Source organism: Ruegeria sp. HKCCA4008 (assembly GCF_013033125.1).
Classification (GTDB): domain Bacteria; phylum Pseudomonadota; class Alphaproteobacteria; order Rhodobacterales; family Rhodobacteraceae; genus Ruegeria.
The window spans coordinates 1-21,941 of record NZ_WQDM01000012.1; the positions used below are offsets into that span (position 1 = coordinate 1).

25 protein-coding genes are annotated in these 21,941 nt (G+C 59.2%); 17 read left to right on the forward strand and 8 right to left on the reverse strand.

Going from position 1 to position 21,941, the window contains the following annotated elements; genetic code table 11:
* Positions 1-251 precede the first annotated feature (251 nt).
* The 7 genes from GOW60_RS19150 to GOW60_RS19180 all read left to right on the forward strand — a co-directional run bounded on the left by GOW60_RS19150 (position 252) and on the right by GOW60_RS19180 (position 5,960).
* Positions 252-1,406: a phosphoserine transaminase gene (locus tag GOW60_RS19150; protein WP_171230543.1), complete on the forward strand. Its 1,155-nt coding sequence runs from the start codon at positions 252-254 to the stop codon at positions 1,404-1,406.
* Between the two features lie 64 nt (positions 1,407-1,470).
* Positions 1,471-3,066, forward strand: a complete 1,596-nt coding sequence (serA, locus tag GOW60_RS19155; RefSeq protein WP_171119971.1) for a phosphoglycerate dehydrogenase — start codon at positions 1,471-1,473, stop codon at positions 3,064-3,066.
* Between the two features lie 119 nt (positions 3,067-3,185).
* Positions 3,186-3,914 carry a metallophosphoesterase family protein gene (locus GOW60_RS19160; protein ID WP_171230544.1) on the forward strand — a complete coding sequence of 243 codons (729 nt, stop codon included), beginning with the start codon at positions 3,186-3,188 and terminating at the stop codon, positions 3,912-3,914.
* Positions 3,915-3,950: 36 nt separating this feature from the next.
* The gene (gene serB, locus GOW60_RS19165) at positions 3,951-4,829 is read left to right on the forward strand and encodes a phosphoserine phosphatase SerB (RefSeq protein WP_171230545.1); all 879 of its coding nucleotides are present in this window, start codon (positions 3,951-3,953) and stop codon (positions 4,827-4,829) included.
* Between the two features lie 42 nt (positions 4,830-4,871).
* Entirely contained in the window at positions 4,872-5,201 is a 330-nt protein-coding gene (locus GOW60_RS19170) for a helix-turn-helix transcriptional regulator (protein WP_152459330.1), read from the forward strand.
* A complete protein-coding gene (locus tag GOW60_RS19175) occupies positions 5,189-5,617 on the forward strand; it encodes an SRPBCC domain-containing protein (RefSeq protein ID WP_171230546.1) in 429 nt (142 codons plus the stop codon). Before GOW60_RS19170 ends, GOW60_RS19175 begins: the two co-directional genes overlap by 13 nt.
* 22 nt (positions 5,618-5,639) lie before the next feature.
* Positions 5,640-5,960 carry a YciI family protein gene (locus tag GOW60_RS19180; protein WP_171230547.1) on the forward strand — a complete coding sequence of 107 codons (321 nt, stop codon included), beginning with the start codon at positions 5,640-5,642 and terminating at the stop codon, positions 5,958-5,960.
* 5 nt (positions 5,961-5,965) lie between these two features.
* On the opposite strand, the gene GOW60_RS19185 is transcribed toward GOW60_RS19180, so the two are convergent.
* Positions 5,966-6,964, reverse strand: a complete 999-nt coding sequence (locus GOW60_RS19185; protein WP_171230548.1) for an asparaginase — start codon at positions 6,962-6,964, stop codon at positions 5,966-5,968.
* A gap of 179 nt (positions 6,965-7,143) precedes the next feature.
* Here GOW60_RS19185 and GOW60_RS19190 point away from each other — a divergent pair, with 179 nt between their 5' ends.
* From GOW60_RS19190 to GOW60_RS19205, 4 genes are all read left to right on the forward strand, one after another.
* Positions 7,144-7,680, forward strand: a complete 537-nt coding sequence (locus GOW60_RS19190; protein WP_171119964.1) for an invasion associated locus B family protein — start codon at positions 7,144-7,146, stop codon at positions 7,678-7,680.
* A 142-nt stretch (positions 7,681-7,822) separates the two neighbouring features.
* Positions 7,823-7,993, forward strand: coding sequence for a hypothetical protein (locus GOW60_RS19195; RefSeq protein WP_171230549.1), 171 nt, complete (start codon positions 7,823-7,825; stop codon positions 7,991-7,993).
* Between the two features lie 117 nt (positions 7,994-8,110).
* Positions 8,111-9,298 (forward strand): 23S rRNA (adenine(2503)-C(2))-methyltransferase RlmN, encoded by a 1,188-nt coding sequence (rlmN, locus tag GOW60_RS19200; protein WP_171230550.1) that lies wholly within the window; start codon positions 8,111-8,113, stop codon positions 9,296-9,298.
* 285 nt (positions 9,299-9,583) lie between these two features.
* A complete protein-coding gene (locus tag GOW60_RS19205) occupies positions 9,584-10,201 on the forward strand; it encodes a cytochrome P460 family protein (protein WP_171119961.1) in 618 nt (205 codons plus the stop codon).
* Between the two features lie 6 nt (positions 10,202-10,207).
* Here the strand turns inward: GOW60_RS19205 and GOW60_RS19210 are convergent, their stop codons facing one another.
* The 3 genes from GOW60_RS19210 to GOW60_RS19220 all read right to left on the reverse strand — a co-directional run bounded on the left by GOW60_RS19210 (position 10,208) and on the right by GOW60_RS19220 (position 13,188).
* Positions 10,208-11,869, reverse strand: a complete 1,662-nt coding sequence (locus tag GOW60_RS19210; RefSeq protein WP_171230551.1) for a U32 family peptidase — start codon at positions 11,867-11,869, stop codon at positions 10,208-10,210.
* Between the two features lie 63 nt (positions 11,870-11,932).
* A complete protein-coding gene (locus tag GOW60_RS19215) occupies positions 11,933-12,271 on the reverse strand; it encodes a hypothetical protein (RefSeq protein WP_170345537.1) in 339 nt (112 codons plus the stop codon).
* The gene (locus GOW60_RS19220) at positions 12,268-13,188 is read right to left on the reverse strand and encodes a DnaJ C-terminal domain-containing protein (RefSeq protein ID WP_171230552.1); all 921 of its coding nucleotides are present in this window, start codon (positions 13,186-13,188) and stop codon (positions 12,268-12,270) included. The genes GOW60_RS19215 and GOW60_RS19220 overlap by 4 nt, the downstream gene beginning before the upstream one ends.
* Before the next feature lie 160 nt (positions 13,189-13,348).
* Here GOW60_RS19220 and GOW60_RS19225 point away from each other — a divergent pair, with 160 nt between their 5' ends.
* Positions 13,349-13,732 (forward strand): hypothetical protein, encoded by a 384-nt coding sequence (locus GOW60_RS19225; RefSeq protein WP_152459320.1) that lies wholly within the window; start codon positions 13,349-13,351, stop codon positions 13,730-13,732.
* Here the strand turns inward: GOW60_RS19225 and GOW60_RS19230 are convergent, their stop codons facing one another.
* Together GOW60_RS19230 and GOW60_RS19235 are read right to left on the reverse strand one after the other, a co-directional pair.
* Positions 13,733-14,830, reverse strand: coding sequence for a cystathionine gamma-lyase (locus GOW60_RS19230; protein WP_171230553.1), 1,098 nt, complete (start codon positions 14,828-14,830; stop codon positions 13,733-13,735).
* A gap of 3 nt (positions 14,831-14,833) precedes the next feature.
* A complete protein-coding gene (locus tag GOW60_RS19235) occupies positions 14,834-15,676 on the reverse strand; it encodes a TIGR00730 family Rossman fold protein (RefSeq protein WP_152459318.1) in 843 nt (280 codons plus the stop codon).
* Positions 15,677-15,755: 79 nt separating this feature from the next.
* Between GOW60_RS19235 and GOW60_RS19240 the strand changes: the two genes are divergently transcribed.
* From GOW60_RS19240 to dapD, 3 genes are all read left to right on the forward strand, one after another.
* Entirely contained in the window at positions 15,756-16,667 is a 912-nt protein-coding gene (locus GOW60_RS19240; protein ID WP_171230554.1) for a threonine/serine dehydratase, read from the forward strand.
* 44 nt (positions 16,668-16,711) lie between these two features.
* Positions 16,712-17,311, forward strand: coding sequence for a GntR family transcriptional regulator (locus GOW60_RS19245; protein ID WP_171230555.1), 600 nt, complete (start codon positions 16,712-16,714; stop codon positions 17,309-17,311).
* A 108-nt stretch (positions 17,312-17,419) separates the two neighbouring features.
* A complete protein-coding gene (gene dapD, locus GOW60_RS19250; RefSeq protein ID WP_171230556.1) occupies positions 17,420-18,247 on the forward strand; it encodes a 2,3,4,5-tetrahydropyridine-2,6-dicarboxylate N-succinyltransferase in 828 nt (275 codons plus the stop codon).
* Between the two features lie 139 nt (positions 18,248-18,386).
* On the opposite strand, the gene GOW60_RS19255 is transcribed toward dapD, so the two are convergent.
* Positions 18,387-18,854: a hypothetical protein gene (locus GOW60_RS19255; protein WP_171230557.1), complete on the reverse strand. Its 468-nt coding sequence runs from the start codon at positions 18,852-18,854 to the stop codon at positions 18,387-18,389.
* Between the two features lie 337 nt (positions 18,855-19,191).
* Between GOW60_RS19255 and GOW60_RS19260 the strand changes: the two genes are divergently transcribed.
* Positions 19,192-19,536: a hypothetical protein gene (locus GOW60_RS19260; protein WP_171119954.1), complete on the forward strand. Its 345-nt coding sequence runs from the start codon at positions 19,192-19,194 to the stop codon at positions 19,534-19,536.
* Here GOW60_RS19260 and GOW60_RS19265 read toward each other — a convergent pair.
* Positions 19,533-20,591, reverse strand: a complete 1,059-nt coding sequence (locus GOW60_RS19265) for a transporter substrate-binding domain-containing protein (RefSeq protein ID WP_171230558.1) — start codon at positions 20,589-20,591, stop codon at positions 19,533-19,535. The genes GOW60_RS19260 and GOW60_RS19265 overlap by 4 nt on opposite strands.
* A gap of 210 nt (positions 20,592-20,801) precedes the next feature.
* On the opposite strand from GOW60_RS19265, the gene dapE reads away from it, so the two are divergent.
* The gene (dapE, locus tag GOW60_RS19270) at positions 20,802-21,941 is read left to right on the forward strand and encodes a succinyl-diaminopimelate desuccinylase (protein ID WP_171230559.1); all 1,140 of its coding nucleotides are present in this window, start codon (positions 20,802-20,804) and stop codon (positions 21,939-21,941) included.

The following is a 21,941-nucleotide window of genomic DNA, read 5'->3' on the forward strand; positions in this document are numbered from 1 at the left end:
GAAACCTCGTCTGCACATGCCCCCCAATGGACGCATACGAAGACGCCGCGGAATAACATCAAAAAACCCCGCCGAGTTTCGGCGGGGTTTTTCGCCAATCGGAAACTCATGTTCTGATTTGAGCCCTTTTGGGATGTCGTTTTTACCCAGCGAAGCGTCTTTTTCGCTTGCTGCGGGTGCGAAGGGCCCATAGCTCTGTGCGTGGGACACCCCTCCCCAACGAGGGGCGTGTATCTGGAAGGGTAATACAGATGAGCACTCAAAAACCGGCGACGCGGCCGGCCAATCCGCGTTTCTCCTCGGGCCCTTGCGCCAAACCCCCCACATTTGATCTGACCAAACTGGCCGATGCCGCCTTGGGACGCTCGCACCGTGCCGCCGTTGGCAAGGACAAGCTGAAAGCGGCCATCGAAGGCACGCGCGAGGTGCTGGGCATTCCGGCAGATTACAGGATCGGCATTGTTCCCGCCTCGGACACGGGCGCGGTTGAGATGGCTCTTTGGTCGCTATTGGGCGAACGCAAGGTCGAGATGCTGGCGTGGGAAAGCTTTGGGTCCGGTTGGGTGACCGATGTGGTCAAGCAGCTTAAGATCGACGCCGAGGTGAAGACCGCCGATTACGGACAGATCGTGGATCTGGCATCGGTCGATTTCGCCAATGACGTCGTATTTACCTGGAATGGCACGACTTCGGGCGTGCGCGTGCCGAATGGCGACTGGATCGCCGATGATCGTCAGGGTCTGACGATCTGCGACGCAACCTCGGCTGCCTTTGCGATGGACCTGCCCTGGGACAAGCTGGATGTGACCACCTTCAGCTGGCAGAAGGTTCTGGGCGGTGAGGCCGCGCATGGGATGCTGATCCTGTCGCCGCGCGCCGTTGAACGTCTGGAGAGCTACACCCCTGCATGGCCGCTGCCGAAAATCTTCCGCCTGACCAAGGGTGGCAAGCTGATCGAAGGCATCTTCACGGGGGCGACGATCAACACGCCGTCGATGCTGGCGGTTGAGGATTATCTGTTTGCACTGGATTGGGCGCGCTCGGTGGGCGGTCTGAAGGGCCTTATTGCCCGCGCGAACGCCAATGCCGATGCCGTGCATGCGTTCTGCGACCGGAACGACTGGATCGAAAACCTGGCCGAAGACGCAGCGACGCGGTCGAACACATCCGTCTGTCTGAAATTCACCGATGCCCGAATTCAGGACGGCGCAAGCTTTGCCAAGGCTGTGGCCAAACGGCTGGAATCCGAGAATGTCGCGCTGGACATCGGGGCCTATCGCGACGCGCCTGCGGGCTTGCGGATCTGGTGCGGCGGTACGGTCGAGACCTCGGATATCGAAGCGATGCTGCCTTGGCTGGCATGGGCCTTCGAGGCCGAAATCGCGGCGCAAACAGAAGCCGCCTGATCGCATCCCATCTTTACCGGGCCGCATCGGCCCGGACCTCTCAATACATTCAAGGACCACAAACATGGCTCCCAAAGTACTCGTTTCCGACAAACTCAGCGAAACCGCCGTTCAGATTTTCCGTGATCGCGGCATCGACGTGGATTTCATGCCCGATCTGGGCAAGGACAAGGACAAGTTGGCCGAGGTGATCGGCCAGTATGACGGTCTTGCCATCCGCTCGGCCACCAAGGTCACGCCGACCATTCTGGAAAAAGCCGACAAGCTGAAGGTGATCGGCCGCGCCGGAATCGGCACTGACAATATCGACAAGGAAGCGGCGTCGAAAAAAGGTGTGATCGTGATGAACACGCCATTCGGCAATATGATCACCACTGCCGAACACGCCATTGCGATGATGTTTGCCGTGGCGCGGCAGATCCCCGAGGCCAGCACTTCGACCCATGCGGGCAAGTGGGAAAAGTCCAAGTTCATGGGGATCGAGCTGACCAACAAGACGCTCGGCGTCATTGGTGCGGGGAACATCGGTGGCATCGTGTGCGAGCGCGCGCTTGGCCTGAAGATGAAAGTCATCGCCTATGATCCCTATCTGGGCGAAGAGAAAGCCGCCAAGATGGGCGTGGAAAAGGTTGAGCTGGACGAGTTGCTGTCCCGCGCCGACTTCATCACCCTGCACGTGCCGCTGACGGATCAGACCCGCAATATTCTGAGCCGTGAAAACCTTGCCAAAACCAAGAAAGGCGTGCGCATCATCAACTGTGCTCGGGGCGGTCTGGTGGATGAGGAGGCCTTGGCCGAGGCGCTGCAATCCGGTCACGTTGCGGGCGCCGCGTTTGACGTGTTCAGTGAAGAACCCGCCAAGGACAACCCCCTGTTCAACCTGCCCAACGTGGTCTGCACGCCGCATCTTGGCGCGGCAACGACCGAAGCGCAGGAGAATGTGGCGCTGCAAGTGGCCGAGCAGATCTCGAACTATCTGCTGACAGGTGCGGTCGAGAACGCTTTGAACATGCCTAGTGTGACGGCGGAAGAAGCCAAGGTGATGGGGCCGTGGATCAAGCTGGCCGGCCATCTGGGCAGCTTCATCGGCCAGATGACGGATGAGCCGGTCAAGGCGATCAATATCCTGTATGATGGTGTGGCCGCTGAAATGAATCTGGCGGCGTTGAACTGCTCGGTGGTCGCCGGGATCATGAAAAAGTTCAACCCCGAGGTGAACATGGTGTCGGCCCCGGTTGTCGCCAAGGAACGTGGGATCAAGATCTCGACCACCAATCAGGACAAATCGGGTGCCTTCGAAGGTTATATCAAAGTCACCGTTGTGACCGACAAGCGCGAGCGTTCCATCGGCGGCACCGTGTTCAGCGACGGCAAACCGCGGTTCATCCAGATCAAGGGCATCAATATCGACGCCGAGGTCGGTGCCCATATGCTCTACACCACCAACGAAGACGTGCCGGGCATCATCGGTGCTTTGGGGCAGACCATGGGCGAGAACAACGTCAACATCGCGAACTTTACCCTTGGTCGATCCGAGGCCGGCGGAGAAGCGATTGCGTTGCTTTATGTCGACGAACCGGTTCCGGCCGAGGCACGCGCCAAGCTGGCGGAAACGGGTCTGTTCACGCAGATCAAGCCGCTGGAATTTGATGTCACCTGACGTGGCCTGTTGAGTTTGAGAAACAGTTCAGGACCCGGTTGACCGAAGGCCCGGGTCCTTTGTTTTCTCAGCCTGCAATCTGCGGCACAAGCGAGCTGAACCTTACCGTCGGAGGATCTATGACACAGCCTGTCTACGTTGTTGGTGATCTGCACGGGCAGGTGGCCGAGCTGGAACGCGCGCTGTCTCTGATCCGGGGCGATGGCGGCCCGGATGCCCAGATCGTGTTTCTGGGTGATTACGTGGATCGCGGCCCGGACAGCCGCGGGCTGATCGAGCGTCTGATTGCCGGGCGCGATGCGGGCCTGAACTGGGTCACTCTGCTGGGCAACCATGACCGCATGTTCGCCTGGTTCATGGAGGATACGCCGCGTCACGATCCGCATTTGCTTGTCGGTTATCATTGGCTGCATGAAAGGCTGGGTGGGGTCGAGACCCTGCGCAGTTATGGCGTGGAATTCGAAGGCCAGATTCGTCTGGAAGATCTGCATCGGATGGCGCAGGCGGCGGTGCCGAAATCGCACCTGACCTTTTTGCGGGATCTGGTTCTGATGCATCAGACGCCCCAGCTTGCCTTTGTTCACGCAGGCATTCGCCCGGGCGTACCGCTCAACGCGCAGCGGGACAACGACCTGGTCTGGATCAGGCAGGATTTTCATGCTCATCGGGGCCCGCATCCCAAGCTGATCGTGCATGGCCACACTCCGGTAGACCGGGCAACGCATTATGGAAATCGCGTCAATCTGGACACAGGTGCCGGATATGGGCGTCCGGTGGGTGTCGCGGTGTTCGAAGGGCAGACCTGCTGGGAATTGACCGATCAAGGCCGTTTGCCGTTGACCCCCTAGATCACCTCGCCCGGCCAAGAAATTTGGAGATTGAAGATGTATGTCGCCACTTTGCTGACCAATCCGGCAGCGCCTTCGCTGGACAGCGCATTGCCCGAGTCATTGCGCAATGCGTGGGGTGGCGGGGACATCCTCTGGCTCAACCCGGATGAGGCGGCAGAGTTCGAGTTGAACGCCATCCCCGACAATCGCTGGGACGTTTGGGCAGACCTGCAAGGGATGGGGGTGGACCTGATCGTGCAACCTGCGCAAGGACGGCGCAAACAGATGCTGCTGGCCGATATGGACAGCACGATGATCCAGCAGGAATGTATCGATGAACTGGCGGATGAGGCCGGCGTCGGCGACCGGGTCAAGGACATAACGGCCCGTGCCATGAACGGAGAGCTTGATTTCGAAGGCGCCCTGATCGAGCGGGTTGGTTTGCTGAAAAATCTGGATGAACGCGTCATCGGCAAAGTTCTGCGGGAACGGATCACCCTGATGCCCGGAGGCAGGGAATTGCTGGCGACGATGCGGGCCAACGGGGCCTATACAGCATTGGTATCCGGTGGCTTTACGGCCTTTACCGCCCGGGTGGCAGAGCTTTTGGGGTTCGATGAAAACCGCGCCAACACTTTGCTGGCGGAAGATGGCAAGCTGACCGGAGACGTCGCGCGTCCAATTCTGGGGCGTCAGGCCAAGGTCGAAGCGCTGGCGCAGATTTCAACGCGTCGGGGCCTGTCGGAAAGTGACGTGATCGCCGTGGGTGACGGGGCCAATGACCTTGGAATGCTTGGCCGGGCCGGGACCGGGGTTGCCCTTCATGCCAAACCGTCGGTGGCCGCCCAATGTGATGTGCGGGTGAATCACGGCGACCTGACGGCACTGCTTTACCTGCAAGGCTATTGCCGCGCCGATTTCGTAGGCGGCTGATCAGGGCTATCTTTTATTTAACATTTGTGTTAAATAAGGGGTATGAACACACTTCTGACCACGTTTTCCGCTTTGTCCGATGCCACCCGGTTCTCGATTGTCGAGCAACTGATGGAGCAGGGCGAACTGCCTGCCGGTGATCTGATCGAAGGGCGCGGCATGTCCGGCGCGGCGATTTCGCGCCACCTCAAGGTGCTGCGCGAGGCCGGGTTGGTGCAGCAGCGCGTGCAAGGAACCCAGCGCATGTATTCCATCCGATCCGAAGGATTGCGGGCGATTGCCGACTGGACGATTTCCAAGCGGCAATTCTGGGAAGGCAGCCTGGATCGTCTGAGTGAAATAATAGAAAGGGAGAATTCATGGCCGACCTGAAACTGGAACGGGAATTCCCCGTCAGCCCCGAAGAACTGTTTGCTTGGATCAGTGACGGCACCAGATTGCTTCAGTGGTGGGGGCCCGAAGGGATGCACGTGCCGGACCACAACCTGGATTTCTCGCGCACCGGTCCTTGGTACTCGGTGATGGAGAATGGCGAGGGCCAGCAATACAAGGTCTCGGGCCACGTGACGCATGTCGACCCGCCTAAATCAGTGGGTTTTACATGGGGTTGGCATGACGATCAGGATCAACGCGGTGCCGAAAGCCACGTGACCCTTTCCGTTGCCGCAACCGAAAACGGTGCCCGCCTTGTGCTGGACCACCGTGAACTGGCCGATGCTGAAGCAGCTGCGAACCACACTCAGGGTTGGACGTCTTCGCTGCGCAAACTCGAAGCACTTTGCACTTAGGTTTTTGTCACGGAGGAGCGATATGCCCAAGTTTCTGTTTGTCTATCACGGGGGTCACACCCCGACCGACCCCGCCGAGATCGAGGCGACCATGGCCGCCTGGAGTGCCTGGTTTCAGGATATGGGCGACGCCCTCGATATCCCCGGAAACCCGGTGGGGCAGTCTTACACAGTCAGCAACAACGGAGTGGTCGATAACGGCGGCGCAAACCCGGCCTCGGGCTTCACGGTGATCAAAGCTGACAATATCGACGCTGCGACCGAGATGGCCAAGGGCTGCCCGATGGTCGTCAACGGCACAGGCTCGGTTGAAGTGGCCGAAATCCACGAAATCGAGATGTGAGGACCTTAGTCGGGGAAACCCGTCGCAGGTTTGATCACGCCGCATTCCAGCCCGCGCCGGCTGTATTGCGTGGCGTTCATGAATTTGCGGGTGGCCGGGTGATCGGCCTCCAGCACGCCAAGGCTGACAAGAATGGCGGCAATCGCGCATTCGCTGGCGCGGGTGGTGCCATCGGTGATCTTCAGCGCAACACCCATGCGTTTTTCCGGGATGATGGCCACGAACACGGCCTCGGCCCCGGTTTTGATGGCTACACGTCCGTTCATCGCGCGCATCAGTTCGGTGCAGGCCCGGGTCTCACCGGCAACAAGTTCCGGGTGTTTCACCATCGCGGCCACCAGCTGCATCGCTGCATCGCTGGAACGGTCGGACCGGTCTGCGGCTGAAGCAAACCAAGCCATCGAACGTGCCAAACCGAAAAGCGATGTGGCGAAATTCGGGGCGGAACAGCCATCGATGCCGTATGCCGGGCTGGTCTCGGCCGTTGTTTCTTCGACGGCAGACAGGCAGGCTTGTTGCACCGGATGATCAATTTCAAGGTATTCCGGCCCGGCGCCCATATGCTGTGCCAGAGTCAGAAAGCCGCAATGCTTGCCGGAACAGTTGTTGTGGATCTGGCAAGGCGTGTCGTCCGCCAAAATCAGCCGGTCGCGCGCGGCGGTGTCGGCGGGCTCCTGTGGGCCGCAACGCAGATCGTGCTCGTTCAACCCCAGATGGTCCAGCCACGCCGTCACGCGATCTGTATGGATCGCCGCCCCGTTATGCGAGGCGCAGGCCAACGCGAGGTGTTCGCTGGTCAGCCCGTATTTCGCCGCTGCCCCTGATGTGACCAACGGAAGCGCTTGAATCATCTTGGCCGATGACCGCGGGTATATGACGGATTGCGGGTCGCCCCAACTGCGCACGATGTGGCCCGTGTCATCGCAAATAACCGCATGACCCAGATGCAGACTTTCCAGCAGAGGGCCGCGCCAAAGTTCTGTCATGGGTACGGGCTGCGTCATCTCGACCTCCGAAATTTATGCGCAAAATTCTGCCAATCGCCCTTTCGCCTGTGGCGAAATCTGCGTTAGTGTGTGTATGTCGGCAATCATCGGAAGACGCAAACGAATAGACGAACCGGCAGGGTTCGCAGACGTGTCCGATGGGTATGAGGTAAGGGTCGAGCTAGGAGGCTGGACAAATGGGATCAATGCTCGTTCGCACAATAGCGGGCCTGTGTGTGGCAGGCATCGCAGCAACATCTGCAATCGCCCAACAGGCGACAAGCACCAACCGCGTTGCTGCAAAAACGGATTGGAGCGTTTTTGTCGAAGACGATCCCACCGAATGCTGGAGCGTCTCGGCGCCCAAGGAAACCGTAAACACCCGCGGAGGACGTGTGGTTTCCGTACGGCGCAGCGATATCCTTCTGTTTGTCTTCTATCGCCCGAATGCGGAGGTGAAAGGCCAATTGACCTTTACCGGCGGCTACCCGTTTGCTGCGGGTTCGACGGTGAACCTGAATGTGGACGGGACCGAGTTCGAACTGTTCACAGAAGGCGAATGGGCCTGGGCCGCATCGGATGCGGATGATGCCAAGATCATCACCGCCCTGAAGCGCGGAACCGAGGCTGTTCTGACCGCCCGGTCCGAGCGCGGTACGCAGACGAAAGACACCTTCTCGCTGCTGGGCTTTACCGCAGCGATTGAAGACGCTGAGAAGCGCTGCACCAACTGATCTTGTCGCGTCGAGTGTTGAAAAGGCCCCGCCTCGTAGCGGGGCTTTTGACGTCTGGTCATCTGCCAGATTTGATCCGTATCAAAGTTTCGCACTCGGCAATGTGAACTAAGTGGTTCAGCCACCTAGAGAGGACATCGTGATGAAACAGAAAACTTGGATCACTCTGGTTCTTGCCGCATCCGTCGCCGTGCTGAGCGCTTGCGAGAAAACCGCGGATTCCTATCCGATATCGGGCGAGCAATGTGGCCCGGAAGATCCGGTTCAGACCCTGGACGCCAATGATTGCTACACACCGCCGCCGGTAAACTGATCAAATAGGCCCGGCATGTGCATCGTGCCGGGCCTGCCGGCACAGGAAACCTTTTGATCTTTGCGCGGGTTCCTATATAGAGGCGCATCCCAAGCCCGATTCCTTTGAGATACGCCAATGTCGCCCAAAGCGCCGATCACCCAAGACGTCATGACCATCCCGCGCAAACTGCCCGACGGGAAGATCAACCTTGTCGGTCTTACGCGCGACAGGTTGCGCGACACCTTGATTGAACACGGCACGCCCGAGAAACAGGCCAGGATGCGCACCGGCCAGATCTGGCAATGGATCTATCAATGGGGTGTGCGCGATTTTGCCCAGATGACCAATCTCGCCAAAGCCTATCGGGCACAACTGGCCGAGCATTTCGTGATCGAAATCCCCGAAGTGGTGACGCGTCAGGTGTCCGAGGATGGTACCCGCAAGTATCTGTGCCGCATCGCCGGCGGGCATGAGGTCGAGGTGGTTTATATCCCCGAAGAAGATCGCGGAACCCTGTGCATCTCGTCCCAGGTGGGCTGTACGCTGACCTGTTCGTTTTGTCACACCGGAACCCAAAAACTTGTACGAAACCTGACATCCGCAGAAATCGTCGGCCAAATCATGATGGCGCGTGACGATCTTGAAGAATGGCCAACCCCCGGCGCACCCAAGGACGAAACCCGCCTGCTGTCGAACATCGTTCTGATGGGCATGGGCGAGCCGCTTTACAATTTCGAAAACGTCCGCGACGCGATGAAAATCGCCATGGACCCCGAGGGCATTTCTCTGTCGCGCCGGCGGATTACCCTGTCGACCTCGGGCGTGGTGCCCGAGATCGCGCGCACGGCCGAGGAAATCGGGTGCCTGCTGGCGATCTCGTTCCACGCCACCACCGATGAAACCCGCGACGTTCTTGTGCCCATCAACAAACGTTGGAATATCGAGGAACTGCTGACCGCTTTGGCCAGCTATCCCAATGCTTCGAATTCCGAACGGATCACGTTTGAATATGTGATGCTGGACGGTGTGAATGACAGTGACGAAGATGCGCATCGTCTGATCGATCACATCAAGCGACACAACATTCCGGCCAAGATCAACCTGATCCCGTTCAACGAATGGCCCGGCGCACCGTACAAGCGCAGCTCGAACAACCGCATCCGCGCCTTCGCCAACATCATCTATCAGGCCGGCTATGCCTCGCCCATCCGCAAGACACGCGGTGAGGACATCATGGCGGCTTGCGGTCAGTTGAAGTCGGCCACCGAACGGGCGCGCAAATCACGCAAACAAATCGAGGCCGAAACAGGCCTGAGCCGATAGGGTTTGGTCCATCTGGGCCAGGCTTGATCGGATCGCGCCTTAAGTGTTTTCTGGCTCTGTCTGCACGTCACAATTGTTTTGTTCAAACTTAATGTTTCAGATGCTGAAACCACATGCATAATTTGCTATATTTCTCGTGCCCGTCGCTGAATTTGCCTCTTCAATTCGATGCACAAGCCGGTGAGGTGTCCGGGTCAGAGATGGCGAGTTTTTGCGATTCCGCTAGACTGTTCCAAGTGGTGCAGAAAGCGCTCAGGTGAACTGAATTTCAGGTGGGCCACGATTATGAATGCAAGTTCTTTTTCGATCATCCGTTTTGGTGCCGCTGCGCTTGCTATCGTCTCGGGTTCAGGCTTGGCCTTTGCTGACGGCCAGGACGCTCATATCGCAATCGAAAACCCTGCCGAGTTGAGCAAACAAGAGGCTTTGGAACACTACCGATCCCTCAATCGCCGCATGGCGCGTGGCTACGCCGTGGCGCAACTAGACCTGATCCTCAACTACCAAAGCTGGCCGCTTTTCAACGATGCGCCCTATATTTCGGCAACCCACGGGCAAAGGTATGTGAACAGCTATGCCAATCGCATGGCGCATAATTACGCGACATTGCAGGAAGGTGAAGAACTTCCCATGGGGTCGGTTCTTGCCAAGGACAGCATGACCGTGACGGATGAAGGTCACGTGCATCCCGGTGCCATGTTCGTAATGGAGAAACTGGCAGAAGATGCCAGCCCGGACACGGCGGATTGGCGTTACATCATGGTCTTGCCGGACGGCTCGGTCTTTGGGGACACTATGGGCGACCGCGCCGGTGCCGTGGCCTATTGCCATGTCTGCCACGAACAGGTGGCAGATCGGGACTATACGTTTTACGTGCCGGAAGAGTATCGAACACGCGACTGAGCCGGCTCAGGCTTGTTGCGCGCCCGGCAGCTTCAGTTCCGTCGCCTCGCGGCGGCTGAGTTGTTCGCCTTGTTTGCGCTTTGACAGAACTTCACGGGCCAGCGCGTATTTGTCGTCCTGCCAGAAAATCAAGCAGCCGTTGCAACCTTTGCCGCAGCATCCCTCGGTGCCGATGCGGTTGGTTTTGAAACGGCGTTCGGTGCCGTCTTCGCCGATCTTTTCAACCAGGGCGTCGCGACGGCGGGCGTAGGCGCCAGGGTTGTCACGGCCCGAGGTTTCCAAACCCTGCACCAGCTTGTCAAAGCGGATGCGGCTCCAGTGTTCGTCGATCAGGGCGCGTTCCTTGCGCAGCACGGAATAGACGGGGAACCGGGCGCGCAGATCGTCGATATCCTCGTGGTCGAACAGGGTGAAGGGCAGGCGGATCACTGTTTTGGTGCTGCCATGCACCACGTCCATCCGCGCACCATCGGATGCGCGTTCGAAATCATAGACCCGCAGCAGAACCGTCTCGCGCGAGATGGGCGAGACGAAATCCAGCACATCGCCCGGTTCCAGCTTGTTCTTTACCTCGACCAGAAAGGCATCCTCGGTCACTTCGGTGACGATCCCGGCATATTCCCATTGCGCGATGGACGCCGTGTGCTCGTAATCATGGGCGTAGTTGGTCAGACGCCCCTCGTGGAAGGCCAGCGTGTAGCCGCGGTTTCCCACGGTCTCCAACTCGCGCATATAGGGTTTCGGGTCCCAGCTCTGGGGGTCGGCATAGTAATCGTCGATGGCCATGCGATAGGCGCGCGCGACGATGGCGGCATAGTATTCCGATTTACCGCGCCCCTCGACCTTGAGGCTGTCGACGCCGATCTTCAGGTATTCGTCCAGCTTGGGCATGATGCACAGATCGCGCGAATTGAGGATGTAGGAACCGCGATCGTCTTCCTCGATCGGCATCAGATCGCCGGGGCGGCAGCCTTCTTCCAGCAGGAATTCGAACAGGTCGGCGTTTTCCTCGGTGATCCGCAGTTCCTGATGGGTGCCATCCTTCAGGCGCAGTTTCAGCGCATAGTTCCAGCGGCAGGAATTGGCGCAGTTGCCCTGGTTCGCGCCGCGTTCCGCCATGAAGTTCGACAGCAGGCAGCGGCCCGAATAGGTCATGCACATGGCACCGTGGACGAAGGCCTCGAGCTTGATGTCGGGGCATTTTTCACGGATCTCCACCAGTTCGGGATAGGAAACCTCGCGCGCCAGAACCACCAGTTCCGCGCCCTGATCCTGCCAGAACTTCACCGACAGCCATGAACAGATATTGGCCTGGGTCGAGATGTGCAGCGGCAGTTCCGGCGCGCGGTCGCGCACGTACTGGAACACGCCGGGGTCGGCGATGATCAACCCGTCCGGCTGCACTTTGCGGACCGTGTCGATATATTCGTCCAGCTTCGGGATGTCCTTGTTGTGCGAGAACAGGTTCAGCGTCAGATAGGCGCGCCGGCCATGGCTGTGGCAGAACTCGACGCCCTCGATCACCTCTTCCAGCGAAAACTCGGATTTCGTGCGCAGCGACATATCGGGCGTGCCCAGATACACCGCATCCGCCCCGTAAAGGACAGCGAGTTTCAGCTTGCGCAGATTGCCCGCAGGCATCAGCAATTCGGATCTGGACTGGGTCATGGCGCCACCTGTCAAAGGATCAAGCCGGCCTTCTAATCCAAATGTTTCGAGTCCAAAACCCCGCTATCTGCGACGGAATCGCGCTGTACCGATGACCTTGACCAGTTGCTGCCGCACAGGTTCGGGTTGCGCCTCGATTGCGTTCAGAACTTCGCGCAGTTCGGCCCGCAGCCCATGCAGCTGGTCGATCAGTGAGATCATCATCGACAGCGCATCCGCCTCCATGTCGTACTGTTCGTGCAACTCGCAGGCCAGTTCCAGACGGGCGACGTCGATGTTTTGATAAACTAGCCCTTGATCCGACTGTTCCGGAATCACGATTTCCGCCGCCAGGTATTCGGTCAGGCGGTCCGATGTCAGGCGGGTGACCGTTTCTATCAGTTCCTTTTCGGTCAGGGTCATAGCTGCATTCCTTTCCGCGGATCATAGCGGTGCTTTTGACGCCAGGTTTCCATGAACTGCTTCAGTTCATCATCGATCTTGTCCGGTGTCGCAATGGTCAGCTCAATCAGCTGATCACCTCGGGCGGACGAGCCGCGCTTTTTCACGCCTTTGCCGCGCAACCGAAGCGTTTTGCCGCTGCTGGTGCCTGCCGGGACGTTGACATTCACCCCGCCGTCTATGGTGGGGGCCGGGACTTTTCCGCCCAGAATGGCCTCGTCGATCGTGATCGGCAGCGTGATATGGATGTCATCGCCCTGACGTTCAAAAACCGGGTGCTTGGCGACCGAAACCGTCACCAGTGCGTCACCCGGAGGGCCTTCGCCATATCCCGGCGCGCCTTTGCCGCGCAACCGGATGGTCTGGCCGTCGGTGATCCCGGCCGGGATTTTAACCTCGATCCGGTCTCCATCCGGCAAGGTCAATTTCTGACTGGCGCCGAACACGGAGTCCAGGAAGCTGATTTGAAGCGAGTAGCTCAGATTGTGACCCGGTGCGTGAAACTGGTGGCCGCGCTGGCCCCCAAAACCGCCGCGACCACGCATGAACTCGGCGAAGATGTCTGACATGTCGTCAGGATCCGCCTGACGCCCGCGATAGGGGTTTCCAGCGGCCTCGGCATAGTCCCGGTAATACTGCTGTTGCGGGCGCTCCTGACCCGAGGCGTCTATTTCCCCGTTGTCGAAACGCGCACGTGTTTCAGGATCTTTTAACAGATCATAAGCAGCCGCGGCGGCCTTGAACTTGGCCTCAGCCGCGTCATCGCCCGGTTTTAGATCCGGATGGCAATCCTTGGCGATACGCCGGTAGGCTTTTTTGATATCGGCTGTACTGGCGTCCTTCGAGACACCAAGAACGGTGTAGGGGTCGTCGCTCATATCACTCTCTCAGGTCGGGGACGGGTTTGATCAGGATGAAGGTGTTCTACCATGCGATTTCAACGGGTAAAACGAAAGAGGCGATTGAATTGTTTCGTAAAATCCCGCAGACCTGATAGTATCTGCATATTTATAATTGTCGAATGACGGAGACCGCCGCATGTCACGCAGAATAAAATCCGCCCTGGCCCTGCTGGCCGGGAATGCCATTGGGTTGTTGCTTGCCGCGCTGATATTGTCTGGATTTGCGATCAAGCCGATCTCGTTCATCGTGGTGGTGATAGTCTTCACCGTCGTACAGGTTGTCGCTGAACCCCTGATCCTGAAACTGGGCGAAAAGAAAGCGCCCGCCCTGAAAGGCGGGATCGCCCTGATCGTGACCTTCGTGGGCCTTTTCGTGACCGACCTGATTGCAGCCGGGCTGACCGTTGGCGGGGTTTCGAACCTGCTTGCGGCAACGTTGCTGGTCTGGCTGGGGGCGTTGATCGCCAGTGTGGTACTGCCGATCTACGTGTTCAAGGAACTGCGTGAACCCAAAAAGTAATCACACGACGTTCAGGCTGGCTTCGATAGCGTGCCACAGTTCTTCCACGGGCTCGCACCCGACGGACAGGCGGATGAAGGCCGGATCAACGTCGTCGCCCCAGCGCGCGCGCCGCTCGGCCGAACTGTGGACGCCCCCGAATGACGTGGCCGGGCGCAGAAGCGGGCAATTGTTGATGAAGGCTTCGGCCTGGTCTTCGCTGTTCAGCGTCAGGGACAGAAGAAAGCCGAAACGCGTGGTCTGTTGTTGCGCCAGTTTGTGCGACGGGTCATCGGCCAGCCCGGGATAGCGCACCTGTTTCACTGCGGGATGTGCCGCCAGGCGTTCGGCCAGTACTTCGGCCGAGCTGCACATCCGGTCGAACCGAACGTCCAGCGTTTCAAGGCCGCGATGCAGCAGCCATGCTTCATGTGGCCCCGGTATCGAGCCGGAGACTTTCCGCCATTCCTCGACCCGTTCCATGATGTCGCCGTTGCGGCTGGCCACATGGCCCATCAGCATGTCGGAATGCCCGCCCATCGCCTTGGTATCGGACGAGACGACCACATCGATGCCCAGATCAAGAGGACGCTGACCCAGCGGAGTCATCGTCGTATTGTCGGCAATGGTCATGCCCCCGGCAGCGCGCACCCGATCCGCCACCTCGGTCAGATCGATCATGTCCAACCCGGGATTCGAGGGGCTTTCGGCAAAGACCGCATCGAACCCGTCAAAACCGCCTTCGGCAAAGGCGGTGGTGGGGCGTTCTTCAACGATCACACCCAGCCGCGACAGGAAACGATCGGCCAAAAGGCGCGTCACGTAATAGCCATCGGAGGGGATCAGCAGGCGTGATCCGGCCTTTACGGTGGCAAACAGTGCCGCGGAAATCGCCGCCATGCCCGAGGGAAAGCTGAGGCAGGGCGCGTCCTCCAAATGCGACAGAACATGCTCCAGATGCACCCAGGTCGGGTTGTCCACCCGACCGTAACTCGCCCGCCCGTCCGGGGTGCCCGGCAGGTGGTACATGCTGCTTTGTATCAGCGGCAGCGCTACGGGTTCGCCATTGCTCAGGGCATTTCCGCGCAGATGCAGCATCTCTCCGGTCTTTGGCGCCATGGTTCAACGCCCCGGAATTTCGTCGCGGGGCGGGGCGGGCTCCCAGTTTTCGATGATCTCGACCGCCTCCTGCGCCGTGTCCACAAAGCGGAACAGATCAAGATCCTCGTCCGAGATGGTTCCGGCATCGGCCAGCGCTTTCCAGTTGATGACCTTTTCCCAGAATTCGCGACCAAACAGCAGGAAGGGCACGCGGTCCATCCGGCCGGTCTGAATCAGGGTCAGGGATTCGAACAGCTCGTCCATGGTTCCGAAACCGCCGGGGAAAATCGTGATGGCGCGGGCGCGCATCAGGAAATGCATCTTGCGGATGGCGAAATAGTGGAAGTTGAAGCTGAGATCCGGCGTCACATAAAGGTTCGGGGCCTGCTCGTGCGGCAGAACGATATTCAACCCGATAGAACATCCACCCGCGTCCTGTGCCCCACGGTTGCCTGCCTCCATCACGCCGGGGCCGCCGCCCGTGACGATCACGTTTTCACGGCAGCCGGTCTCGTTCGATTTCACGGTCATCAGCCGCGCGAACTCGCGCGCCTCGTCGTAATAGGCCGACAGACCAGCCAGCGTTTCCGTTCGTGCGGTGTGTTTCTGCGATGGTTCAGGGATGCGCGCGCCGCCGAACATCACGATGGTCGAGGTGATCTCGCGCTCGCTCATGATCATTTCGGGTTTCAACAGTTCCAGTTGCAGACGCACCGGGCGCAGTTCGTCCCGGCACAGGAATTCATCATCGGCAAAGGCAAGGCGATAGGCGGACGATCGCGTCTGCGGCGTGTCCGGCACTTCGCTCGCGGTCGAGCGATCTGTCTGCGCATCGCGAAACGGATTGTGGCGGTCTTCTCTCATGGGTGATCGATCCCTGCTTGCGTGTTTTCCAAACAGCTATAGGGTTCGCGGGCAGAGTGCCAGTCACGGAAAGACAAGAATGAATTGGAAGAGCGAAATATCAGCGGCGCGGGATCGTATCGCCGGACATACGCAGGTGACGCCGGTGATCGAGAGCCGAATTCCGGGCCATCCCATAGAACTGAAGCTGGAGCACATGCAACACACGGGCAGTTTCAAGGCGCGCGGTGCGTTCAATACGTTGCTGAGCCTCGACGTACCCGATGCAGGTGTCGTGGCTGCATCCGGCGGCAATCATGGTGCAGCGGCGGCCTTTGCGGCGCAGGCGCTTGGATATCCGGCCAAGATTTTCGTGCCCGAACTGGCGGGGCCATCCAAGATTGCATTGATCCGGCAAACCGGAGCGGATCTGAGCGTTGTGCCCGGCGAATACGCCAATGCGCTGACACAGGCGCAGGCGCATGAAGCGGAAACCGGAGCGATGCAGATTCACGCCTATGATGCGCCGGCTACCGTGGCGGGGCAGGGGACCTGCTTTGCGGAATGGGATGCGCAGGGTCTACAGGCAGATACGGTTCTGGTCGCCGTGGGCGGGGGTGGGCTGATCGCCGGGGCGTTGGCCTGGTTTGACGGAGCGCGCAAGGTCGTGGCGGTCGAACCCCAGACCTCCTGCGCATTGAATGCGGCGTTGCAGGCTGGTGAACCGGTGGATGTTTCCGTATCCGGCATCGCGGCAAATGCGCTGGGCGCGCGCCGGATCGGGCAGATATGTTTCGACCTGGCACAGGGGATGACGTCGGTCCTGGTGTCGGATGATGCCATCGCGGCGGCTCAGAAGGCGTTGTGGCAGGCGCATCGTATTCTGGTGGAACCGGCGGGCGCTACGGCGTTGGCAGCCTTGACCTCGGGAGTGTATCGGCCCGAACCGGGCGAACGCGTGGCCGTTCTGGTGTGTGGTGCGAATATCGCCCCGGACCCGCTTGCGGGGTGAATTATCTGGTTGAGGATAGCTGTCGTAGATTTTATCTATAATTTATGACCGCTACGATCTCGGACACGATTTACCAGAACCTCAGCCAGCAAATCATAACCGGAGAGCTGAGCGCCGGGGAAAAGCTGCGGCAGGATCATATTGCCCGCACCTTCGACACCAGCCATGTTCCGGTGCGGGAAGCTCTGTTGCGGCTTGAGGCGCATGGATTGGCCCGGCACGAGCCGCGCCGGGGCATGCGGGTCACGGCGCTGGACCCGGCAGAGGTGCGAGAGGTCATCGAAATGCGCGTGGCTTTGGAAACACTGGCGTTGCAGCAATCGGTGCAGAACATGTCTCCGGTCGCATTGGACAAGATCGATCGCGCACGCATCGCCTGTGACGAGGCGCAGACGATGCCCCAATGGGAGGCGTTGAACAGAGCATTCCATCGCGCCGTCCTGACACCTTGCGGGTTGCCCCGTCTGTTGCACACCATCGACGATCTGCATATCGCAAGCGCACGCCACTTGTTTGCGCACTGGCGGTCGAAATGGGTGCAACAAACTGACAAGGATCACGCCGCACTTGTTCAGGCGCTCAGGCGGAAGGACCTGAGCACGGCAAAAGGTATTCTGACCCGACATATACGCCGCGCCAGCTGATTGCGGGCCTTTCAGACGCAAAACGGCCCGTGTTCGTCGCATTGCGCCATTGGCCCGGCTTGCGTATAGGCCAAACCAACATGAACAGATTCTGTAGGGAGACGCCCCATGTCCAACGCGCAACTGGAAGCCGCCATCGAAGCCGCCTGGGAGGCACGCGACACGATCACACCCGCCACGGCAGGTGAACAACGCGAAGCGATCGAAGACACGCTGGACGCGCTGGACAGTGGGTCGCTGCGTGTTGCCGAAAAGCTGGAAAACGGCGACTGGCACGTGAACCAGTGGGCCAAAAAGGCGGTTCTGCTGGGCTTTCGCATCAAGGACATGGAAATTCAGACTGGCGGTCCGCAGGACGGCGGTTGGTGGGACAAGGTGGACAGCAAGTTCGCAGGTTGGGGTGAAGATCAATGGCGCTCGGCTGGATTCCGTGCGGTTCCCAACTGCGTTGTGCGCAAGTCGGCCTATATCGCGCCGGGCGTGGTGCTGATGCCATCCTTCGTCAACCTTGGCGCCTATGTGGATGAAGGCACCATGGTCGACACCTGGGCGACCGTCGGCTCATGCGCGCAGATCGGCAAAAACGTCCACCTGTCGGGCGGTGTAGGCATCGGCGGCGTGCTGGAGCCGATGCAGGCCGGCCCGACCATCATCGAGGACAACTGCTTTATCGGCGCGCGCTCCGAGGTGGTCGAGGGCTGCATCGTCCGCGAAGGCTCGGTTCTGGGTATGGGCGTGTTCATCGGCAAATCTACCAAGATCGTGGATCGGGAAACCGGCGAAGTGACATATGGCGAAGTCCCGCCCTATTCCGTGGTCGTTGCGGGTTCGATGCCGTCAAAGAACAACATCAGCCTGTATTGCGCGGTGATCGTGAAGCGGGTGGATGAAAAGACCCGGTCGAAAACCGGCATCAACGAATTGCTGCGGGACTGATCGCCCCGGTTGTACAGAAAGGCCGGAGCTGAACCGCTCCGGCCTTTCCAGTTTTTGGGGTGTTACGCGTATGTGACCGAACCTTGGTCAGAGCCGGTCCTGAGATTGTGTCCAGGCTCGGACGAACGCTCTGTGTGGATCAGCGATTTTCACCCTGCATAGCGTCAACTTCTGAGCTTCCTGCGTTGGTTTCCGTGCCTTCGCTTTCGTTGTCGCCGCCGCCTTCGTTTTCTCCACCACTCTCGTTATCGCCGCCGCCTTCGTTATCGCCGCCGCTTTCGCTGTCGCCGCCGCCTTCGTTATCGCCGCCGCCTTCGTTATCGCCGCCGCCTTCGTTATCGCCGCCGCTTTCGTTATCGCCGCCGCCTTCGTTATCGCCGCCGCTTTCGTTATCGCCTCCGCCTTCGTTGTCGCCACCGCTCTCGCTATCGCCGCCGCCTTCGTTGTCGCCACCGCTCTCGCTATCGCCAGCGCCTTCGCTTTCACCGCCGCCGTCTTGGGCGTAAGCTGCACTTGGCGTCACAAAAGACAGCACGACGACAGCAGGTACTCCGGAAAGCACAATCACACTTGCAGTTGTCATCATTAACTTGGACAGAACACTCATTTTAATTCTCCTGTAAAAAATGACTTACGCAGTGGCACCATCCTAGAGTTGGCTTCTCTTCACCGTTGTGAAAGGCAGGAAACGCGTCGAACTCAGCAGGAAATGGCTAAAATTGAGGTCAAAATGTGGCAAAAATGTGCCCGTTTCAACTCAGGGATTGGAATTGAAACGCTGCTCAGTTTTTGGGCGAAAACGGGAATAGGGCTTTGCTGAGTCGCATTTCTGCAAGTCCTCACTGCCTATGGGCGGGGCAAGGGGCTGCGTAAGATCCCATACTTAAAGCCAGGATCGATGGAAGCAGTTGACCCTTCAAAACGCCGCGCGTAATGCAGGGCCCATGGAAAAGCGAAAGAAGCCCTCACGTCAGCAAGTCTATACCCTTCTGGTCCAGATCGGCCGTAAGGATGGCGACGGGCTGCCGGACGGTGCGACCGGGGCGGCACTGATCTGCTATGCCAGTGGCGTGGACGAAGCCGAGGCCGTGCGCGAGACGGTGGCTATTCTGAAGCAGGCCGACACCGCGCCTTTGGATGTCACCGGGTACGGGACCTTGGCCGAGCGTGAGGCACAGGGACATGAAATCGAACCTGACGAACGTGCCCTGATGCAGCGTGCTCTGGATGAAAACGCCGTGATCGTCGCGCAGATGACACCGTTCTTCGGAGACGAGGCACAGGCCTAGTTCCGCATACCGAACCACTTGCGATAGATTTCGTCATAGGTTCCGTCTTCGCGCAATGACAGCAGGGCCTGGTTGACATCCTCGACCAGAGGCGACCCGGTCGGGAAAGCGATGCCATAGTTCTCGCGCAGGAAGACACCGCCTGTCATCGACGCCGTTCGCCGGCCTTCATGGGCCGCATAGTAGGACAGGATTGGCGCGTCGAATACGACGGCATCCAGTTGTTTGGACTGGAACGCATCCAGCATCTGCTCCAGCCCGGGATAGCCGGTGAATTCAATATCACGCCGGTTCAGAAAACTTGCCGCGGTCGAGTCCGTGATTGTCCCGACACTTTTGCCATACAGGTCATTCACCGAATTCACGCTGCCTGTGATCGCATCCACGGTCATGACCGAGGTGATGCGGGCCGTGAAAACGGACACGATGAACAGTGACGAAACAACCAGAACGACACCCAGAAGCCGGCCGAACGGCGTGCGCGGCATCCTCTCTTCGAACCCGCCGTTCACGACGAGGTTCAGCGCCCACCAGAACGAGGGAAACCAAGCCTCGTTCAGCTTGCGATCGAAATAGGGTTGAGCACTACGTTCAAAGCTCCACATCAACATGCCGCCGCCCAACAGAATGGCGAAGGCCAGGCCGATGGCGATAAACAACTCTTTTGAGAGCAGCGCATGCAGCAACGAAGGCTGGCGCGCGGCTTCCGATGGCACCATGATCTGTAGGCCCGCCTCAAAGATCGGCTGGCTGAAGTCCATTTGCGTTTCCCGCAGCGCGGTTATCGAGATATTGGCGACCGCAAGATCGGCGGACCCATTCTGAACCGCCTCCAGCATTTCCGAGAATGAATCGACCCGATTGATGGAATAGTCCCAGTTCAGCGCCTCTGCCAGCGCGGCGAGCAGATCCATCGAAAAGCCGGTTTCCGCACCGTCCTCTACATAGGAAAACGGGGGGCGGGTCACCGTCGTAACCGTTAGAGACTGTGCCATGCTCTGCTGCGCGAGGACGGCGAAAGTCAGGCAGATCAGTGCGTAGAATGCGCGCTTCATTTTCATTCACCTGTTTCGCGGCCCTGTAACGCGATTGTGCAGCGGGCGGCAAGATGGTCGCCGGGTAAACCACCATGATTTGTTAGGGTGTCGCTTTGATATCTGCACACTTGGTCGCAACGATATTTTTGCGAATTGGGGTTGGAAAACCGGCCAATTCGTTGAATCTGTGCGCGAACCCGCGAAAGATACAGTTCCAGAGGCCATTGCATGACCGACCCCGTCCAATTGACAGCCGATCTGATCCGTTGCCCATCGGTCACACCTGCCGAGGGTGGCGCGCTGGTTCTGCTGGGATCGGTGCTGGCGGATGCGGGGTTTGAATGCACGCGTGTCGACCGTGGTGGCGTCAGCAACCTGTTCGCACGATGGGGTCAGAAAGGCCATCCGCGCAGTTTCGGGTTCAACGGCCATACTGATGTTGTGCCGGTCGGCGACGAGGCCGCGTGGACGATGCCGCCTTTCGGGGCCGAAATACGGGATGGTGTGATGTATGGGCGTGGGGCAACGGATATGAAATCCGGCGTTGCGGCGTTTGCGGCGGCGGCAATCGATTTCGTGCGCGACACCCCGCCTGACGGAGCCATCATCCTGACGATCACCGGCGACGAGGAAGGCGACGCGCTGGATGGCACGACCGCCTTGCTGGATTACATGGACGGCGCGAATGAACATATGTCTGTCTGTCTGGTGGGTGAGCCCACCTGCCCGAACAAGATGGGCGAAATGATGAAGATCGGCCGTCGCGGGTCGATGACCGCATGGTTTACGATCACCGGTGTTCAGGGGCATTCCGCCTATCCGCATCGTGCTAAAAACCCTTTGCCAGCCATGGCGCGGCTGATGGATCGGCTGGCGGGGCACGAACTGGATCAGGGCACGGACCACTTCGATGCGTCGACATTGGCAGTGGTGACAATCGACACCGGGAATGCGGCCACCAACGTAATCCCGGCGCAGTGCAAGGGAACGGTGAATATTCGATTCAATGATCTGCATTCCGGGGCCAGCCTGAGCGACTGGCTGAAGTCGGAAGCAGATCAGGTGGCCGCTCGGTTCGGCATTGAAATAGATGTCGCAATCAAGATTTCAGGCGAAAGCTTTCTGACCCCGCCGGGGCCCTTGTCGGATCTGGTGGCCAAGGCGGTAGAGGCGGAAACAGGCGCAACGCCCGAGCTTTCGACGACCGGTGGTACGTCGGATGCGCGTTTCATCAAGAACCATTGCCCGGTTGTAGAGTTCGGTCTGGTCGGTCGCACGATGCATCAGGTCGACGAGTGCGTCGAGGTGGCCCAGATCCAGCAGCTAAAGTCGATTTATACTCGTATCCTGACCGACTATTTCGCCTGA

What these genes read in the sequence shown, in the direction of transcription:
- GOW60_RS19150 (WP_171230543.1), top strand. Translation starts at nt 252, where the DNA reads ATGAGCACTCAAAAACCGGCGACGCGGCCGGCCAATCCGCGTTTCTCC.
- serA (WP_171119971.1), top strand. Translation starts at nt 1,471, where the DNA reads ATGGCTCCCAAAGTACTCGTTTCCGACAAACTCAGCGAAACCGCCGTT.
- GOW60_RS19160 (WP_171230544.1), top strand. Translation starts at nt 3,186, where the DNA reads ATGACACAGCCTGTCTACGTTGTTGGTGATCTGCACGGGCAGGTGGCC.
- serB (WP_171230545.1), top strand. Translation starts at nt 3,951, where the DNA reads ATGTATGTCGCCACTTTGCTGACCAATCCGGCAGCGCCTTCGCTGGAC.
- GOW60_RS19170 (WP_152459330.1), top strand. Translation starts at nt 4,872, where the DNA reads ATGAACACACTTCTGACCACGTTTTCCGCTTTGTCCGATGCCACCCGG.
- GOW60_RS19175 (WP_171230546.1), top strand. Translation starts at nt 5,189, where the DNA reads ATGGCCGACCTGAAACTGGAACGGGAATTCCCCGTCAGCCCCGAAGAA.
- GOW60_RS19180 (WP_171230547.1), top strand. Translation starts at nt 5,640, where the DNA reads ATGCCCAAGTTTCTGTTTGTCTATCACGGGGGTCACACCCCGACCGAC.
- GOW60_RS19185 (WP_171230548.1), bottom strand. Translation starts at nt 6,964, where the DNA reads ATGACGCAGCCCGTACCCATGACAGAACTTTGGCGCGGCCCTCTGCTG.
- GOW60_RS19190 (WP_171119964.1), top strand. Translation starts at nt 7,144, where the DNA reads ATGGGATCAATGCTCGTTCGCACAATAGCGGGCCTGTGTGTGGCAGGC.
- GOW60_RS19195 (WP_171230549.1), top strand. Translation starts at nt 7,823, where the DNA reads ATGAAACAGAAAACTTGGATCACTCTGGTTCTTGCCGCATCCGTCGCC.
- rlmN (WP_171230550.1), top strand. Translation starts at nt 8,111, where the DNA reads ATGTCGCCCAAAGCGCCGATCACCCAAGACGTCATGACCATCCCGCGC.
- GOW60_RS19205 (WP_171119961.1), top strand. Translation starts at nt 9,584, where the DNA reads ATGAATGCAAGTTCTTTTTCGATCATCCGTTTTGGTGCCGCTGCGCTT.
- GOW60_RS19210 (WP_171230551.1), bottom strand. Translation starts at nt 11,869, where the DNA reads ATGACCCAGTCCAGATCCGAATTGCTGATGCCTGCGGGCAATCTGCGC.
- GOW60_RS19215 (WP_170345537.1), bottom strand. Translation starts at nt 12,271, where the DNA reads ATGACCCTGACCGAAAAGGAACTGATAGAAACGGTCACCCGCCTGACA.
- GOW60_RS19220 (WP_171230552.1), bottom strand. Translation starts at nt 13,188, where the DNA reads ATGAGCGACGACCCCTACACCGTTCTTGGTGTCTCGAAGGACGCCAGT.
- GOW60_RS19225 (WP_152459320.1), top strand. Translation starts at nt 13,349, where the DNA reads ATGTCACGCAGAATAAAATCCGCCCTGGCCCTGCTGGCCGGGAATGCC.
- GOW60_RS19230 (WP_171230553.1), bottom strand. Translation starts at nt 14,830, where the DNA reads ATGGCGCCAAAGACCGGAGAGATGCTGCATCTGCGCGGAAATGCCCTG.
- GOW60_RS19235 (WP_152459318.1), bottom strand. Translation starts at nt 15,676, where the DNA reads ATGAGAGAAGACCGCCACAATCCGTTTCGCGATGCGCAGACAGATCGC.
- GOW60_RS19240 (WP_171230554.1), top strand. Translation starts at nt 15,756, where the DNA reads ATGAATTGGAAGAGCGAAATATCAGCGGCGCGGGATCGTATCGCCGGA.
- GOW60_RS19245 (WP_171230555.1), top strand. Translation starts at nt 16,712, where the DNA reads ATGACCGCTACGATCTCGGACACGATTTACCAGAACCTCAGCCAGCAA.
- dapD (WP_171230556.1), top strand. Translation starts at nt 17,420, where the DNA reads ATGTCCAACGCGCAACTGGAAGCCGCCATCGAAGCCGCCTGGGAGGCA.
- GOW60_RS19255 (WP_171230557.1), bottom strand. Translation starts at nt 18,854, where the DNA reads ATGAGTGTTCTGTCCAAGTTAATGATGACAACTGCAAGTGTGATTGTG.
- GOW60_RS19260 (WP_171119954.1), top strand. Translation starts at nt 19,192, where the DNA reads ATGGAAAAGCGAAAGAAGCCCTCACGTCAGCAAGTCTATACCCTTCTG.
- GOW60_RS19265 (WP_171230558.1), bottom strand. Translation starts at nt 20,591, where the DNA reads ATGAAGCGCGCATTCTACGCACTGATCTGCCTGACTTTCGCCGTCCTC.
- dapE (WP_171230559.1), top strand. Translation starts at nt 20,802, where the DNA reads ATGACCGACCCCGTCCAATTGACAGCCGATCTGATCCGTTGCCCATCG.